Annotated in this window: 13 protein-coding genes; 10 read left to right on the top strand and 3 right to left on the bottom strand. The window is 69.1% G+C overall.

The window, feature by feature from the left end; translation table 11 throughout:
- Positions 1 to 64 precede the first annotated feature (64 nt).
- A complete protein-coding gene (lepA, locus tag NG1_RS30325) occupies positions 65 to 1,966 on the top strand; it encodes a translation elongation factor 4 (protein WP_281218358.1) in 1,902 nt (633 codons plus the stop codon).
- Positions 1,967 to 1,970: 4 nt separating this feature from the next.
- Here the strand turns inward: lepA and NG1_RS30320 are convergent, their stop codons facing one another.
- Both NG1_RS30320 and NG1_RS30315 read right to left on the bottom strand, forming a co-directional pair.
- Positions 1,971 to 3,218, bottom strand: a complete 1,248-nt coding sequence (locus NG1_RS30320) for a sensor histidine kinase (RefSeq protein WP_062976543.1) — start codon at positions 3,216 to 3,218, stop codon at positions 1,971 to 1,973.
- Positions 3,215 to 3,907 carry a response regulator transcription factor gene (locus NG1_RS30315; protein ID WP_062976541.1) on the bottom strand — a complete coding sequence of 231 codons (693 nt, stop codon included), beginning with the start codon at positions 3,905 to 3,907 and terminating at the stop codon, positions 3,215 to 3,217. The genes NG1_RS30320 and NG1_RS30315 overlap by 4 nt, the downstream gene beginning before the upstream one ends.
- 396 nt (positions 3,908 to 4,303) lie before the next feature.
- Here NG1_RS30315 and NG1_RS30310 point away from each other — a divergent pair, with 396 nt between their 5' ends.
- Together NG1_RS30310 and NG1_RS30305 are read left to right on the top strand one after the other, a co-directional pair.
- Positions 4,304 to 6,499, top strand: a complete 2,196-nt coding sequence (locus NG1_RS30310; RefSeq protein ID WP_062976539.1) for a hypothetical protein — start codon at positions 4,304 to 4,306, stop codon at positions 6,497 to 6,499.
- An 81-nt stretch (positions 6,500 to 6,580) separates the two neighbouring features.
- The gene (locus NG1_RS30305) at positions 6,581 to 8,386 is read left to right on the top strand and encodes a dynamin family protein (RefSeq protein WP_062976537.1); all 1,806 of its coding nucleotides are present in this window, start codon (positions 6,581 to 6,583) and stop codon (positions 8,384 to 8,386) included.
- Between the two features lie 60 nt (positions 8,387 to 8,446).
- On the opposite strand, the gene NG1_RS30300 is transcribed toward NG1_RS30305, so the two are convergent.
- The gene (locus NG1_RS30300; RefSeq protein WP_084499308.1) at positions 8,447 to 10,447 is read right to left on the bottom strand and encodes a glycoside hydrolase family 15 protein; all 2,001 of its coding nucleotides are present in this window, start codon (positions 10,445 to 10,447) and stop codon (positions 8,447 to 8,449) included.
- Positions 10,448 to 10,559: 112 nt separating this feature from the next.
- Between NG1_RS30300 and NG1_RS30295 the strand changes: the two genes are divergently transcribed.
- The 7 genes from NG1_RS30295 to NG1_RS30270 form a co-directional block, all read left to right on the top strand.
- Complete coding sequence (locus NG1_RS30295; protein ID WP_062976535.1) at positions 10,560 to 10,838, top strand: hypothetical protein; 279 nt, start codon at positions 10,560 to 10,562, stop codon at positions 10,836 to 10,838.
- A gap of 303 nt (positions 10,839 to 11,141) precedes the next feature.
- A complete protein-coding gene (locus tag NG1_RS39145; RefSeq protein WP_312038717.1) occupies positions 11,142 to 11,231 on the top strand; it encodes an Ms4533A family Cys-rich leader peptide in 90 nt (29 codons plus the stop codon).
- A 207-nt stretch (positions 11,232 to 11,438) separates the two neighbouring features.
- Positions 11,439 to 12,485 (top strand): sulfate ABC transporter substrate-binding protein, encoded by a 1,047-nt coding sequence (locus NG1_RS30290; protein WP_062976534.1) that lies wholly within the window; start codon positions 11,439 to 11,441, stop codon positions 12,483 to 12,485.
- Positions 12,486 to 12,611: 126 nt separating this feature from the next.
- Positions 12,612 to 13,412, top strand: coding sequence for a sulfate ABC transporter permease subunit CysT (gene cysT, locus NG1_RS30285; RefSeq protein ID WP_174315480.1), 801 nt, complete (start codon positions 12,612 to 12,614; stop codon positions 13,410 to 13,412).
- Positions 13,409 to 14,215: a sulfate ABC transporter permease subunit CysW gene (gene cysW, locus NG1_RS30280; protein ID WP_062976531.1), complete on the top strand. Its 807-nt coding sequence runs from the start codon at positions 13,409 to 13,411 to the stop codon at positions 14,213 to 14,215. Before cysT ends, cysW begins: the two co-directional genes overlap by 4 nt.
- Positions 14,212 to 15,207, top strand: a complete 996-nt coding sequence (locus NG1_RS30275; protein ID WP_040865543.1) for a sulfate/molybdate ABC transporter ATP-binding protein — start codon at positions 14,212 to 14,214, stop codon at positions 15,205 to 15,207. Before cysW ends, NG1_RS30275 begins: the two co-directional genes overlap by 4 nt.
- A gap of 558 nt (positions 15,208 to 15,765) precedes the next feature.
- The coding region (locus tag NG1_RS30270; RefSeq protein WP_245660126.1) for an Hsp70 family protein at positions 15,766 to 16,680 on the top strand (915 nt) is incomplete at its 3' end.

Genomic DNA, 16,680 nt, shown 5'->3' with positions numbered 1-16,680 from the left:
TTCCCGGGGCCGTGAACACGCAGCGCCGCAGGCGCTGCAAAAACCAACACAGCAGCATGGGACGATGGACGGCAGTTTGCCGATACCCATGAGGAGTGGAGTGCCCGCCAGCTTCGCCGACACGACGTTCACCGATCCCGCCCGGATCCGGAACTTCTGCATCATCGCGCACATCGACCACGGCAAGTCGACGCTGGCCGACCGGATGCTGCAACTGACCGGTGTGGTCGAGGAGCGGCAGATGCGTGCGCAGTACCTGGACCGGATGGATATCGAGCGCGAACGCGGCATCACCATCAAGGCCCAGAACGTGCGGCTGCCCTGGAAGCCCCGGACCGGAGAGCACGCGGGCACCGATTTCGTGCTGCACCTCATCGACACACCGGGCCACGTGGACTTCACCTACGAGGTGTCGCGCGCCCTGGAGGCGTGTGAGGGCGCGATCCTGCTGGTCGACGCCGCGCAGGGGATCGAGGCGCAGACGCTGGCCAACCTGTACCTGGCGCTGGACAAGGACCTGACGGTCATCCCGGTGCTGAACAAGATCGACCTGCCCGCCGCGGACCCGGACCGCTACGCCGCCGAGCTGGCGCACATCGTCGGCTGCGACCCGTCGGACGTGTTGCGCGTCTCCGGCAAGACCGGCGAGGGCGTGACCGATCTGCTCGACCAGGTGATCGCGCAGGTCCCGCCGCCGGTCGGCGAAGCCGACGCGCCCGCCCGCGCGATGATCTTCGACTCGGTCTACGACACCTACCGCGGCGTGGTCACCTACGTCCGCGTGGTGGACGGCAAGCTGACCCCGCGCGAGAAGATCAAGATGATGTCCACCGGCGCCACCCACGAGCTGCTGGAGATCGGCATCGTCTCGCCCGAGCCGAAGCCGACCCAGGGTCTCGGCGTCGGCGAGGTCGGCTATCTGATCACGGGCGTGAAGGACGTGCGTCAGTCCAAGGTCGGCGACACGGTGACCGGCGCGCGCGGTGGCGCGAGCGAACCGCTCACCGGGTATCGCGAGCCGCGCCCGATGGTGTACTCCGGCCTCTACCCGGTGGACGGCTCCGACTACCCGGACCTCCGCGACGCGCTGGAGAAACTGCAGCTCAACGACGCCGCACTGACCTACACGCCGGAGACGTCGGTGGCGCTGGGCTTCGGTTTCCGCTGCGGCTTCCTCGGCCTGCTGCACATGGAGATCACGCGCGAGCGCCTGCAGCGCGAGTTCGATCTGGACCTCATCTCGACCGCGCCGAACGTGGTGTACCGGGTGGAGATGGAGGACGGCGCCGAGCACGTGGTCACCAACCCCTCGTACTGGCCGGAGGGCAAGGTCAAGACGGTGTACGAGCCGGTCGTGAAGTGCACCATCATCTCGCCGAGCGAGTTCATCGGTTCGATCATGGAGCTGTGCCAGTCCCGCCGCGGCGAGCTCGGCGGCATGGACTACCTCTCCGAGACGCGCGTCGAGCTGCGCTACACGATGCCGATGGCGGAGATCATCTTCGACTTCTTCGACTCGTTGAAGTCGCGCACCCGCGGCTACGCGAGCCTCGACTACGAGGAGTCGGGCGAGCAGGAGTCGCAGCTGGTGAAGGTGGACATCCTGTTGCAGGGCGAGGCGGTGGACGCGTTCAGCGCGATCGTGCACCGCGACGCGGCGCAGGCCTACGGCCACAAGATGACCACCAAGTTGCGCGAGCTGATCCCCCGCCAGCAGTTCGAGGTGCCGATCCAGGCCGCGATCGGGTCGAAGATCATCGCCCGCGAGAACATCCGCGCCATCCGCAAGGACGTGCTGGCCAAGTGCTACGGCGGTGACATCAGTCGTAAGCGCAAGCTGCTGGAGAAGCAGAAGGAGGGCAAGAAGCGGATGAAGACGATCGGCCGCGTCGAGGTCCCGCAGGAAGCCTTCGTGGCCGCGCTGTCCTCCGACGCCGCTTCGGACAAGCCGAAGGACAAGAAGTAGGCGGCTAACCCGCCGCGCGCAGCCGGACGCGCAGGCGCGCTCCGCCCAGCGGGCTTTCGCCGAGTTCGGCAGTGCCGGAATGCAATTCGGCTTGCTGACGGACCAGGGCCAGGCCGAGTCCGGAGCCGGGTGAGCCGGGGCCTTTGACGAAGCGGTCGAAGGCGTCGGCGCGCAGCGCCTCGGGGATGCCGCGGCCGTCGTCGTCGACGCGGATCTCCACGATGTCCTCCGGGCCGGATCGGACGCTGACGGTGACGGTTTCGGCCCGGCCGTGTTGCACGGCGTTCGCGACGGCATTCGTGACGATGAGCCCGACGCCGCCGGGCGAACCGGTCACCGTGACCGGAGCGCATTCGGTGAGCTCTACCCGCACCCCCGGGTGCCTGCGCCGCGCGTCGTGCACCGCCCGGTCCAGCACATCGCAGAGGTCGAACGGTTCGAAGACGTCCGGTCCGGTGAGTTCGCCGACCGCGAGGCGTTCCAGGTCGGTCAGCGTGTTCTCGATGTGCTGTTCGGCGAGGAGCACCTCGGACATGATCGCGCCGCGCTGCTGGTCCGGAATCTCCATGGTGGCCAGGACCTGCAGGTCGGTGCGCAAAGCCGTGAGCGGCGTGCGCAACTCGTGCGCGCAGACGGCGGCGAAGTCGCGTGCGCCGGTCAGCGCTCGCTGGGTGGCGCGGTGGGCGGCTTCCAGCCGGGCGAGCATGCGGGTGATCGCGTCGGAGAGTTCCTCGGCTTCCCGTGCGCCGCGGCCGGACAGCGGCGGCAGTTCCTCCAAGGTGTCGATGCGGTGGGTGGCGTCGGCCAGACGGCGCAGCGGGCGTGCGGCGAATCCGGCAAGGAACCAGCCGAGCAGGGCGGCCAGCAACGCGCCCGCCACCCCGATGCCGAGCCCGATGCGCTGGCTGCGATGAATGGCCGCCTCCACGACGTCGCGATCGGGATCGAGCGCGACCAGCACGCCGGGCAACCCGTCGACCCGGGTGATCGCGGCGTCGGCGGGCACGCCCGGCCGCCGCGCGTCCGCCGGCGCCTGCTCGGGGGACAGCGTGGCCGCGGACGGCGGTGCGGGAGCCGCTTCGAGGGGCGCGGCGATCCGCACCGCCATCGACGAGACGGTCTGGTCCAGCTGACGTTCGCCGGTGGCGCCGAGCAGGGTGGCGAAGGTGATCGTCAAGGTGAGCGTGACCAGCGCCGCGACCACCCCCGACACGACGGCTACCCGGGTGCGCAGCGACGGTGACCCACTCATGGTTCCTCCCGGAGGACGAAGCCGACGCCGCGCACGGTGTGCAGCACCCGGGGCACGCCGTCCGCCTCCAGCTTGCGCCGCAGATAGGAGACGAACACGTCGACGACGTTGGTGTCGGTGGGGAAGTCGTATCCCCACACGGCGGACAGGATCTGCTCGCGGCCGAGCACGACGCCGATGTGCTCGGCGAGCAGAGCGAGCACCTCGAATTCCCGCTTGGTGAGCTCCACCGGCTTGCCCCCGGCCAGCACTCGGTGCCCGGCCGGGTCGATCCGTACCCGCCCGACCGTGCGCACCCCCTCCGGCCGCGGCGCCGGTTTCTGCCTGCGCCGCAGCAGCGCGTTCAACCGGGCGACGAGCTCGCCCAGATCGAACGGCTTGGTGAGGTAGTCGTCGGCGCCGCGCTCCAGGCAGGCGATCCGGTCGCTGACCGCGGTGCGCGCGCTGAGCACGCAGATCGGGATGTCGTTGCCCATCGCCCGCAGCGCGGTGACCACGCCGACACCGTCGAGTTCGGGCATGTTGACGTCCAAAACCATCGCGTCGGGCGTGGTGGCGCGGACCATACTCAGCGCCTCGGCGCCGTCGGCCGCGGTGACGACCTCGAAATCGGAGAGCTCCAGTCCCCGCCGCAGCGACGCGAGGACGCGAACCTCGTCGTCCACGACCAAGATTCGTTGTCCGGCCATGGTGTCAATCTAATCCCACAGTCTGAGATGGCGGGTTCGGGTTGCCGAACGGCTGATTCATCGAATTCGACGGTACGGAGCGGATCTTCAGCACTCCTTCGGCAACTCTTAGAGTTCCATTAGTTTTTTCCGGCGCGTCCGCCGCCGCGTAGGCAACGATGCGATCGGCCCTGGTGAGAGTGCGTATCGGAGACTGCGCGCGGTTCGGAAAGGCCATCGGAAATGGGGCTTCCGATCCGGTAATTCGGATGGCAAGGTGGTGTTGCTCACCACAGTGGCATTCTCTCCAGTCCTGGAGAATGTGACAGGCGAGTATTCCCGAAATACTGTTGGGGTGATCTTCACTCGGTCGGACCGGCGCGGTGAGGATGCTGGACAATCGAGAGTGGAGCTTCTATGACGCGTGATCTGCCCTTCGACGACGACACCGAAGGCGCCGACCGCGCAGGCGACACCGCCTACCGGGTGGCCACCGGCGTCGCACGGGTCGCGCGAGCGGGCGCCTATGTCACCGGCGGCGCCTTGGTGGCCGCCAACGGCGGCGGCGTCCCCGCGCAACCGGGCGAATCCCGCCTCGACAGCTGGCACACCGGCTGGGCACACAGCACCGATCCCGATCCCGATCAGCCGAGCCCGGTGATCACCTTCCCGGACCCGGTCGTCGAGCCCGCTCCGTTCTCCTCGCACGGCTCCAACAGCCCGGTCGCCCATGGAAATCCGGCAGGGCCGGTCAACCCGGCCCCCGGGTTCACATTGCCCGGCACCGGCGCAAGCCCCGCGGGATCGCTGCCCTCGCTCGGCGACTACAGCGGTACCGACGCCGGAATGCCGCTGCCGACGCTGCCCGGCGGCGAGTCCGGCGCACACGGGATGCAACTGCCCGGGCACTCCGGAGGCGGTGTCCCCGGGCTCGGCGGCATCCCTGGCACGGACGGCGGTTCCGGATCCGGATCGACCATTCCGGGGACCGAGGGCAACACATCCCACGGCTTCTCGTTGCCCGGCGTCCGGTCCGAGGCAGCGAACGATGTCGACGCACCCGGCGGCCATGGGTTCGGCCTGCCCGGCCACGGACTCGGCCAAGCCGGGCACGGGTTCGGCCTGCCCGGCTCGAACGGCTTCGTCGCGCCCGGCTCCACCGTCTTCGACCTGCCCGGAAACAGCGGCGTCGGCGCGGCGCCGACGCCGGCCGATCCGTTCGACGGCGTCGGCGCGGGCAGCGATCTGGGGGCGTTCGTCGGCACGCAGTGGCAGGTCGACTTCGGGCTCGGCCCGAACGGGATCTACTTCACCTCCGAGATGAAGGTCGATATGGCGGTCGGTCACGTCGGCGATCAGCTCGACGAGTACACCGACTGGCTGGCCGACGGCATCCACGTGCCGGACGGCATCGATCACCCGGTCACCGAACCGAATGGGCCCGGCCATCCCGGGCTGCTCGGTGGGCTCACGTCACCGGGCTCGTCCGCGACGCAGTCGTCGGCGGCCTCCGGCGTCACGCAGTCCTCCTCGGCGGGCACGGCGCAGTCGTCGGGCGTCGCGCAGCCGCTCGCGGCCTCGGCGCCGGTCGCTCCCGCCGCTACGGTCGCGCCTGCCGCGTCGGTGGCTCCTGCCGTCGCCCCGGCGCCCGCGCCCGCCGCGGTCGCCGCCGCTCCGGTCGTCGCGGCCACTCCGCTGCAGACCACGATCCAGCCCGATGTCGCCTCGACCCCGATCGCGAATGTGTTCGCCGCGCCGGAAGGGCCTTCCGTGCTGACCGCTCCGGCGGCGGCCGTCCCCGCGCTGTTCGACGCCGTGCGGCCGACGCCCGCGGTGAAGCCCGCCCCGGTGACCGACCCGCATCCGTCCCATTCGACTCATCCGACCCAGCCGCCCGCGTCGACCGTGACACTACCGACGACGATCGTGAAGACCACGCCGACGCCCAGCGTTCCAGGCGATGTCACCGCCCCGTCCGCGCCGAAGACGCCGGATATCGACGTCACGAAGCTCCCCGGCGCGACCACCGCGCCGCACGGCGGCATCACCACCGCGCCGGACGGGCCGGCCACCAAGACCCCGGGCGCGACGGTCACCCAGACCCCGGCGCCGCATGCCCCGACCACTCCGGACGACGACGTGACGACACCGGGCGGTGCAACCGGCCGCCCCAGCACCGGCGGCACCTCGCACGACACCCCGCCGACCAACCACCTGCCGACCGACGACGTACCGACCGTCAGCAGGCCGGCGCAGCCGACTTATACGGCCCCGGACCAGCCCACCTACACCGCGCCGGACCAGCCGACCTATAGCGCCCCCGCGCACGCTCCGACCGTCGAGCCGTACACTCCGGCGCCGACCTTCAACGCTCCCGCGCCCACCCAGGCGCCGATCAAGCCCCAGGTGATCGACCCGAAGCCGCACGGCATCTCGGCGCCGCTGACGGTGGACCACCCGGATTCCGGTTTCCCGGTCGCCGAGCACACCTACGATCACTCCGCGCTGACACTGGCCTCGGGCGGCGGCCTCTCGAGCGCCTTGCTGCCGGAATCGGCCATGGCGGAAACGCATCACTACGCGTCGGATGTGTCGGACATCTCATTGATGTAGCCGGGCCGCGAGCGGATCCGAGGACTGCGGAGGGACCGCAGGGGGTACCAGAACGAAAGTCACCGAGAGTAAGGAGGAGGGTTGTCTGCCGCTGCCGGGCTGAAGGCTGCGACCGTGAAACATCCGGACGCGATGGCCCCGCTCATCCGAATACTCGACGAGCTGCGGGAGACGGCCCGATCCGCGGGACGCGACGACCTCGGCAGCCGATTGGGCATGGTCCACGCCAGGGTGAGCGATCCCCGGGTACGGCTCGTGGTCGTCGGTCATCCGAAGAACGGCATGAGCACGCTGGTCAACAGTCTGGTCGGCGCCTCGGTCAGTGCGACGAACAGCGATCTGAGCGTCCCGGTGATCGTCGAATACGGGCCGGAGCCGACCGCGACGCTGGTGCGGCAGACCGAGTACGGCCGCACCGAACGCCAGTCGGTCGACCCGCTGGACCCCGGTCCGGCGCTGGCCACCCAGGGCGTCGTCCGCGCCGAGTTCACCCAGCCGAGCCCGTTGCTCGCCGACGGTGTCGTCGTCATGGACGCACCGGGTGCGCTGGGCGACAACCGCACCACCTGGTCGATGATCGCCGCGGCCGACGCCGTGCTCTACGTCGGCGACGCCGGTACCGAGCTGACCATGGAGCAGATCGCCGAACTGGAGCGCATCCAGCAGATCTGCCCGACCGTGATCTGCGTGCTGAACAAGATCGACGTGTTCCCGCACTGGTCGCGCACCCAGCAGCGCAACCGCGAACTGCTGGATTCCGCGGGACTCGGCTTCGCGGTGGCGCCGGTCTCCGCCGAGCTGCACCGGCAGGCCGGGCTGACCGGTGACTACCAGCGCGACATCGAATCCGGGGTGCCGCAGCTGATCGATCACCTACGCGATTACGTGGTGGCCCGCGCGGACGCGGTGGCGTTGGAAGCGGCGGTCCAGGACATCCGCCTGGTCTGCGACCACCTCGCGCTGACGCTGCGCACCGAGGCCGAGGCGCTGCGCGACCCGCGGCGACGGTCCGAGATCACCGATCAGCTGGCCCGCGCCCGCGACGAGGCCGACCAGTTGCGCCAGCGCACCGCGAACTGGCAGGTCGCGCTCGTCGACGGCGCGACAGAGCTGATGGCCGACATCGAGCACGACCTGCGCCACCGGCTGCGCAGCCTGATCCGCGACGCCGAGACCGAGATCACCCGGACCGATCCGGCGCGCCGGTGGAAGGAATTCGGCGCCGATCTGGACGCGCGCATCTGCGAGGCGGTCGAGGAGAACTTCGCCGTGGCGCATTACCGCTCGATGGAGCTGTGCGAGCAGGTGGCCGCCAAGTTCCCGGCCGACAACCGGACCCCTCCGCTACCGGACCTGCGCTTGGCCAACCCGGGGGAAGTGCTCGAGGCGGTGCAGCCGCTGGAGCCGCTGGAGAGCGCGAAAGCCGGTGTCACCCAGCAGTTCCTGACCGGATTGCGCGGCTCCTACGGCGGCATCCTGATGGTCGGTCTGGCCACCAGCCTGCTGGGCATGTCGCTGGTGAACTGGTACTCGGCCGGCGCGGGCGTGCTGCTGGGCGTCAACGCCCTGTGGGACGACCGCAAGAACCGCAAGCTGCGTCGCCGCGCCGAGGCGAAGGTCGCGGTCGCCCGCCTGATGGACGACGTGATCTTCCAGGTCGGCAAGGAGTCGCGCAATCGCTTGCGCGCCATGCAGCGGGTGTTGCGCGACCACTTCACCGACATCGCGACCGAGGTCTCGCGCGCCGCGGACGACGCGCTGCGGTCGGCCGAGGAGAACTACGGCAAGTACGGCGACCGCAGGCCGGAACGGATCGCCGACCTCGAGGCGCGGCTGGGCAAACTGCGCGCGCTGCGCGAGGAGGCCGACGGACTCGTCTCCGTGTAGGCCGTTCCCGGCCGGGTGGGACCGGGTGGCCTTGTGGTGTCGTATCGAGGCCTCCCGATATCAGACCGGATGCCCCTGGGGCGTGTGCGCGGGCTGGAACCGGCCCGCGTGCCGGGAATCCTCGGCGCGGATCACGTGGGTGACGGCGTTGATCAGCGCCAGGTGGGTGAAGGCTTGCGGGAAGTTGCCGAGGTGACGGCCGCTGCGCGGATCGATCTCCTCGGCGTACAACCGCAGCGGGCTGGCGAAGCCGAGCAGTCGCTCGCACAGGTGCCGGGCCCGCTGGATCTCCCCGATCTCGACCAGCGCGGAGACCAGCCAGAAGGAGCAGATGGTGAACGCTCCTTCGGTGCCGCTCAAACCGTCGTCGGTGGTCTCGGTCCGGTACCGCAGCACCAAGCCGTTCTCGGTGAGCCGGTCGGCGATGGCCAGCACGGTGGCGCGCACGCGGTCGTCCTCGGGCGGCAGGAAGCGGGTGAGCACCACGAGCAGCAGCGAGGCGTCCAGGGTGTCACCGCCGTAGACCTGGGTGAACACGCCTTCGGAGTTGACGCCGTTGGCCAGGACGTCGGCCTTGATCTCCTCCGCGATCGCGTACCACTCCTCGGCGTGCTCGTACTGGCCGTGCAGCTCGGCGAGTTTCGCGCCGCGATCCAGCGCCACCCAGCACATCACCTTGGACGAGGTGAAGTGCTGCGGCTCGCCGCGCACCTCCCAGATGCCCCGGTCGGGCTCCTTCCAGTTCTCGATGGCGGCGTGCACCTGCCGGACCAGCAGCGGCCACAAGGTCTCCGGCACCTGCTGGCGCGACTTCACGTGCAGGTACACCGCGTCGAGCATGGTGCCCCAGATGTCGTGCTGATCCTGCCGGTAGGCGTTGTTGCCGATGCGCACCGGCCGCGACTGGTCGTAGCCGCCGAGGTGATCGAGGATGATCTCGTCGAGCTGTCGTTCGCCGCCGATGCCGTAGAGCACCTGGAGGGGGACCGGCTCGCCGTTCTCGCCGGTGGTCGCGTCGTTGAGGAACGCGAAGAAGTCGTCGGCCTCCCGGTCCAGACCGAGGGTGTACAGACCCCACAGCGCGAAACTGGAATCCCGCACCCAGGTGTAGCGGTAATCCCAATTGCGTTCTCCGCCAGGCGTTTCCGGCAGGGATGTGGTCGGTGCCGCCATCAGGGCGCCGGTCGGGGCATAGGTGAGGCCCTTGAGGGTGAGCGCGCTGCGCTGCAGGTAGTTGCGCCACGGGTGATCGGGGAACTTGCCGAGGGTGATCCACTGGCGCCAGCACTCGGTGGTCTGCCACATCTTGTTGGCGGCCTCCTCGAAGGTGCGCGGCGCGGGCAGCTCCGACCAGGTGAGCGCGACGAACACCTCGTCGCCCTCCTTCATCCTGGTGCGGGCGCGTGCCTCCCTGCCCTCGAGTCCGAGGCGTAGATCGGTGGTGAGCACCAGCGTGGGCCCGGCGCTCGGATCGTCGCTGCGCACCGCGGTCGCCTCCTCGTACACCTTGCCGGTGTACTCCCAGCGGGCGGTGGCCCGGTGGTAGTCGAACGCGGGCTCGCAACTCATCTCGAGTTCCACGGTGCCGTTCACGCACTTCACCGTGCGCAGCAGCTGATGCTCGGCATCCCAGTCCATCGGGGTGCGCCGATGGGTCTTGCTGCGCTGATCGTTGTTGTGCCAGCGCCCGAGCACCAGCGCGTCGCGCACTACCAGCCAGCCGGTGCCGGTCTGCCAGGTGGTCTCCAGGATCATCCCGCCGGGCAGGTAGCGGCGGGCGGCGGGCACGTTGACGCCGTACGGACCGACCCGGAAGTGACCCGCGCTGCGGTCCAGCATCGCCCCGAAGATGCTCGGCGAATCCGGCCGCGGCACACACATCCATTCCACCGCGCCGTTGCTGGCGACCAGGCAACTGGTCTCGCAGTCGGACAGGAAGGCGTAGTCGTCGATCGGCGGGTAGGCGCCGTGGCGGTGCGGGTAGGTCGCGCCCGTCGGCTCGGCCAAGCTCGTCGGCAAGCCGTCGGAGTCGTTGAGGGTGAGGTCATCGGAGGACGCCATACCCCAATCTTCGGGCCGATGGGCATCCTGCGTCCACCGCGCGGATTCCCGGCCGCTCCGCCGTGGCCGACGGACTCGTGGAGCCGGCAGGCGAACCGACTAGGCTGGAGCCGTGCATCGCATCGCAGGTTGGTGGGACGGCTTCGAGCTGTGGGTCGCGGGGCTGCCGTTCATTCCGCAGTTCCTCGTGGTCCTCGTCGGCATGGTCCCGATCAGCTTCGCCATCGCCTACGGGCTCGATCGCGTGCTGCGCGCCGTCCTGCGCATCCTGGATCGCCGGTACAGCGCCCACCCTTCGCCGGTGCGGCCGGCCCCGGCCGGCGCGCCGGTGATGCTCGAACCCGAGCAGGCGCCCGAGCAGCGCACCCCGGTGCAGAGCGGGGCGCGCTGATGCCTCGGTCGCGGGTTCAGCTCGCCCTCGTCGCCCTGCTGGTGCTCATCGTCGTCGCCTGGTTGATCGCCCGCTGAAGGTCGGCTCGCAATCCCGGCAGTGTGCGCAGCACCACGTCCAACCCTGCCCGGTGACCCCGAGGTAACCGGCGCGATGCGGTCGGCAGGGCGCTCCACCTGCGGGTACTGATGCCGTGGAACCGGGTGCGTACACGATCGGGGACGGTTGGTCATGGGATGAAACCGCCCTCTTGCTGGGACTCTTCGATTCGAACTCCGTCGTCGGCTCTGATAAAGTTCGCCCGTGTCTTCGAGCGCCGTGCCGCAGGTCCGCCATGAATTGGCGTTGATTGCTGTCGGTGATCTCGCGGTCGCGGACATCTACTGTCGCTGATCGGCAACCGGGCACGTCCGCGTCTCGTTTCCCAGTAGACCGGCGCGCTTTGCGCAGATGTGCCTGCCCTTCCCCAACGGCCCGTTGTGGCCGCTAGTCGCGCCGCTGCCGTATCGCCCGATCGGCAGGTCTGCTGAATCAAACAGATGGTCGCCGCCACCGATGTATTACCGGACAACTGGCGGTCCGCAGGAAAGGTCCACTTCGATGGCTCGCAAATCTTGGCTTTCGCCGCGTCGACGCTACAGCGCCGTTGCCCTCGCCGCACTCGCGGCGGTCGCGCTAACCGCGTGCGGCGGCGGAGCCAGCGACACGACCGGAGGAGACCGCGCGGACGGCAGCGGCGGCACGCTGAACCTCTATGCCTACGCCGTGCCGAAGCCCGGCTTCGACAAGGTGATCCCCGAGTTCAACAAGACCGAGCAGGGCAAGGGCGTCCAGATCCAGCAGTCCTACGGTGCCTCCGGCGACCAGTCCCGCAAGGTGAAGGACGGGGCCGAGGCCGACGTCGTCAACTTCTCGGTCGAACCGGACGTCACCCGTCTGGTCGACGCGGGCCTGGTGGACGCGAGCTGGAACGCCGACGCCACCAAGGGCATCCCGTTCGGTTCGGTGGTCACGATCGTCGTGCGCAAGGGCAACCCGAAGGGCATCAAGGACTGGGACGATCTGCTGAAGCCGGGTATCGAGGTGGTCACCCCGAACCCGTTCAGCTCCGGTTCGGCCAAGTGGAACCTGCTCGCGCCGTACGCGGCCAAGAGTGACGGCGGCAAGAACCCGCAGGCGGGCCTGGACTACCTGAGCAAGCTGGTCTCCAAGGACCACGTGAAGGTGCAGCCCAAGTCCGGCCGCGAGGCGACCGAGACCTTCCTGCAGGGCACCGGTGACGTGCTGCTGAGCTACGAGAACGAGGCGATCTTCGCCGAGCGCAACGGCGACCCGATCGAGCACATCGTCCCGCCGGTCACGTTCAAGATCGAGAACCCGGTCGCGGTGCTGAAGAACAGCAAGAACCAGCAGAAGGCCGTCGCCTTCCGCGACTTCCTGTTCACCGCCGAGGGCCAGCAGGCCTGGGCCGCCGCCGGTTTCCGTCCGGTCGACCCGAAGATCGCCGCCGACTACGCCACGGACTTCCCGACCCCGCAGAAGCTGTGGACGATCGCCGACCTCGGCGGCTGGAAGACCGTGGACAAGGAGCTGTTCACTCCGAACACCGGTTCGGTCGCCGTGATCTACGACAACGCGACCAAGTGACCAGGTGACCCCCGTTACACCGGATACTGGACGACTGTGACAGAGAGCAGTAACGCCGGGACCGCGCAGACCGGTCCCGGCGTCTCCGACCCCGCGCGCCCGGCCCGCGGCAGGCACTGGTCGTGGCTGCGCGTGACCGGCTCGGTGGGCCCGCTCGGCATCGCCACCGCGGTGCTGTGGCTGAGCATCATTGTGCTGCTGCCGCTGGCGGCGCTCACCGTGACGAGCTTCGAGGACGGGTGGTCCGGCTTCTACGACGCCGTCACCGCGCCTGCCGCGCTGGATTCGCTGCGCATCACCGTGCTGGTCTCGGTGGTGGTGGCGGTGATCAATGTGGTGATGGGCACGCTGATCGCCTGGGTGCTGGTCCGGGACGAGTTCCCCGGCAAAAGTGTCGTCAACGCGCTGATCGACCTGCCGTTCGCGCTGCCGACGATCGTGGCCAGCATCGTGCTGCTCTCGCTGTACGGTCCGCAGAGTCCGATCGACATCCACCTGAACGCCACCCAGCCGGGCCTGGTGGTCGCGCTGGCGTTCGTGACGCTGCCGTTCGTGGTGCGTTCGGTGCAGCCGGTGCTGATCGAGGCCGACCGCGAGGTCGAGCAGGCCGCGCTCTCCCTGGGCGCGAACAACTGGACCACGTTCCGCAGTATCGTGCTGCCCGCCCTGACGCCCGCGATCATCAGCGGTGGCGGCCTGGCCTTCGCCCGCGCGATCGGTGAATACGGCTCGGTGGTGCTGATCGGCGGCGCCATCCCGCGCAAGACCGAGATGGCCTCCCAGTACATCCAGAAGCAGATCGAGATCGATCGGCCGGTGAACGCGGCGGCCGTGTCGGTCGCGCTGCTGGCCATCTCGTTCGCGACGCTGCTCGTGCTGCGGCTGCTCGCCGAACGCAGCGCGCGCAAGGAGCAGGCGGCCCGATGAATCTGCATCCGTTGACCCGCATCTCGTTGCGGACGGTGGCGCTCGGCTACCTATTGGTGCTGCTGGTGCTGCCGCTGGTCATCATCTTGTGGCGCACATTCGAGCGCGGGATCGGCGCGTTCGCCGACTCGATCAGCACGCCCGCGGCGATCTCGGCGTTCCAGCTGTCCATCCTGATCGTCGCGATCACCGTCCCGGTGAACGTGATCTTCGGCATCGTGACGGCGCTCGCGCTGGTCCGGGGAAAGTTCCCGGGCCGCAACCTGGTCCAGGGCATCGTGGACCTGCCGTTCGCGGTCTCGCCCGTGGTGGTCGGCGTCTCGCTGATCCTGCTGTGGGGCGCGGGCGGGTGGTTCGGCGGCCTGGAAGAACTGGGCTTCAAGGTCATCTTCAACCTGCCGGGCATGGTGATCGCCACCATCTTCGTGACGCTGCCGTTCGTGGTGCGCGAGGTAGAGCCGGTGCTGCACGAGATCGGCGACGACCAGGAGCAGGCCGCGGCCACCCTGGGCGCGTCGAAATGGCAGACGTTCTGGCGGATCACACTTCCCGCGATCCGGTGGGGCCTTACCTACGGCGTGGTGCTCACCGTGGCCCGCGCGCTCGGTGAGTTCGGCGCCGTGATCATGGTGTCCTCCGCGCTGCCGGGCAAGTCGCAGACGCTGACGCTGCTCGTGCACGGCCGGTACATCAACGACCACAACACCTTCGGCGCTTACTCCGCCGCGACTTTGCTGATGGGCATCGCCCTCGTCACCCTTCTGCTGATGACCATCCTCGAACGTAAGCGGGGCACCAAGTGATCACCGTGACCAACGCGAACAAGAACTACGGCACGTTCGCGGCCCTCGACAACGTCACCATCGACATTCCCTCCGGCGAGCTCACCGCCTTGCTCGGCCCTTCGGGCTCGGGCAAATCGACGCTGCTGCGCTCGATCGCCGGACTGGAATCGCTGGACTCCGGTGTGGTCAGCATCGCCGGACGCGACGTCACCCGGGTGGCGCCGCAGAAGCGCGACATCGGTTTCGTCTTCCAGCACTACGCGGCGTTCAAGCACATGACGGTGCGCGACAACGTGGCGTTCGGCCTGAAGATCCGCAAGCGCCCGAAGCACGAGATCAGCAAGCGGGTCGACGAATTGCTCGGCATCGTGGGATTGGACGGCTTCCAGCACCGCTACCCGGCCCAGCTGTCGGGCGGGCAGCGGCAGCGCATGGCGCTGGCCCGCGCGCTCGCCGTCGATCCGCAGGTGCTGCTGCTGGACGAACCGTTCGGCGCGCTGGACGCCAAAGTCCGTGCCGACCTGCGGACCTGGCTGCGCCGGCTGCACGAGGAGGTCCATGTGACCACCGTGCTGGTCACCCACGACCAGGAGGAGGCGCTCGACGTCGCCGACCGGATCGCGGTGATGAACAAGGGCCGCATCGAGCAGATCGGCACTCCGGAGGACGTGTACGACCGGCCCGCCAACGAGTTCGTCATGTCGTTCCTCGGCGCGGTGGCCCGGCTCAACGGACATCTGGTGCGGCCACACGACATTCGCGTCGGCCGTGATCCCAGCATGGCGCTCGCCGAGCACGAGGGCACCGCGGACTCGGCGGGTGTCACCAGGGCGACGGTCGAGCGTGTGGTCCATCTCGGGTTCGAAGTACGTGTGGAGCTGCGCAACGCCGCGACCGGCGACCTGTTCTCCGCTCAGGTCACCCGCGGCGACGCCGAAGCGCTGCGGCTCTCGGACGGCGAGACGGTCTACGTTCGCGCCACTCGGATTCCGGAACTCCCCACCCACTGAGGTTTCGGTCACCTGTGCTGAGAAGTTGCTGCAGTCGCTGACAATTGGTGACGGCTCTCTTCGCGCGGGGCGCGGCACGGTGGGCCCGCCCGGGTGTCGAGGGCGGCCCGACGCCGGTCGTCGCGGGGTGAGCGTGTGTCGGGCTCAGCACGCGATGGTGGTGTCCACGGCTGGCGGCGGTTCCGATGTCCACTCCATCGGCTAATCGCCCGCACCGCGCTGTGTGGACTCGTCAAGGGGAGTCTCCCCATGTGGAGAGGTGTCGCCGGGGAAGGTCGGGGCGGGAACCGGAAACCGGCAAACTTCCGCCGGGCACGACCTATCCCGGCGTGTCGCAAGGAAATCCGACTGGACGGAATGTGTAGCGCTGGTCGGCCAGGTGAGGGCGTCGGCGAACGCGGAAACGGCCCGGTCGAGCACAGGCGGCTTGCGGACAATCGGATGTCCGGACTTGGCACGAAGATCGCGGGGTGGTTGCCTAAACGACGTTCGAAGCAAATCGGCACGGCGATCGGGTGGATTGCGATGGCGGTTGGTCTCGGGTTGAGCATCGGTACGGTGAACACGGTTTCTGTTCTCGCGGAGGAAGGTTCGGCCAAGGCTCCGCCGGGGCGACGCAAAAAGCAGCGGGCGCAGCCCATCACGCGCCGGACCACGCTGACCTTCGACAGCACGGGCGTGGCCAGAGTCGGCATGATTCCCCGGCACGGGCGCGCGGTCACCGAATTCGCCGATCTCACGCAGCGTTCCAGCACGTGGGCGCGGGTGGGCAACCGTGCGCTCGCACCGGCGGACCTGGTCGCCACGGTGGCCAAGTGCCTGATCGACGAGGCGGTGCGGGACCATCCGGAATGTGGATCCGGCCTCGGTATCGCGGTGACCTATCCCGCCCGCTACGCCGACGAGCAGGTGGACGCGTTGCGGGCGGCGCTCGACGGCCTCGAACTCACGCGGGTCGCCCTGGTCGCCGAACCCGTCGCGGCGGCTGCCTGGCTGGAAGCCGATCGCGGTCCGCTGATGCCGGGTCTCACGCTGGTCTACGACCTGGGCGGCGCCGGACTCGACGTCACCTTGGTCCGGGTGGGCGCGGGATGTCCGCGCAATCCGATCGTCGGCGTTCCGTTGCGTTCGACCGAATTCGGCGGACGCGCGTTCGGGGCCTTGATCGCCGAGCACGCCGGACCCGGCCTGTCCTCGTCCTCGGTCTCCGAGTCGGTCGCCGACACGATCGCCGGAGAACTGCGCGCCCGGCACGTCCGGGAGTCTCTCGAAGTGGTCTACCGCTGTTTGCGGGTCGCGGACGTCACCATGGCCGATGTCGATCGAGTCCTGGTGGTCGGCGGGGCGGCGCGCCCGGCGGAGGTGGCCGAGGTCCTCGCGGCGGAATTGGCCAGGCCGGTGATCGCCGGCGCGGACCCGGAGCGAACCACCGCCGACGGCGCCGCGATCATCGGCCGCAGGACCGCGGTCGCG

The sequence above is a fragment of the Nocardia gamkensis NBRC 108242 genome (genome assembly GCF_001612985.1).
Classification (GTDB): domain Bacteria; phylum Actinomycetota; class Actinomycetes; order Mycobacteriales; family Mycobacteriaceae; genus Nocardia; species Nocardia gamkensis.
This window is presented reverse-complemented; position numbering and strand designations above follow the sequence as displayed.

Excerpts from the sequence above, each read along its gene's own strand:
- lepA (WP_281218358.1), top strand. The coding sequence starts at position 65 with ATGGACGGCAGTTTGCCGATACCCATGAGGAGTGGAGTGCCCGCCAGC.
- NG1_RS30320 (WP_062976543.1), bottom strand. The coding sequence starts at position 3,218 with ATGAGTGGGTCACCGTCGCTGCGCACCCGGGTAGCCGTCGTGTCGGGG.
- NG1_RS30315 (WP_062976541.1), bottom strand. The coding sequence starts at position 3,907 with ATGGCCGGACAACGAATCTTGGTCGTGGACGACGAGGTTCGCGTCCTC.
- NG1_RS30310 (WP_062976539.1), top strand. The coding sequence starts at position 4,304 with ATGACGCGTGATCTGCCCTTCGACGACGACACCGAAGGCGCCGACCGC.
- NG1_RS30300 (WP_084499308.1), bottom strand. The coding sequence starts at position 10,447 with ATGGCGTCCTCCGATGACCTCACCCTCAACGACTCCGACGGCTTGCCG.
- NG1_RS30290 (WP_062976534.1), top strand. The coding sequence starts at position 11,439 with ATGGCTCGCAAATCTTGGCTTTCGCCGCGTCGACGCTACAGCGCCGTT.
- cysW (WP_062976531.1), top strand. The coding sequence starts at position 13,409 with ATGAATCTGCATCCGTTGACCCGCATCTCGTTGCGGACGGTGGCGCTC.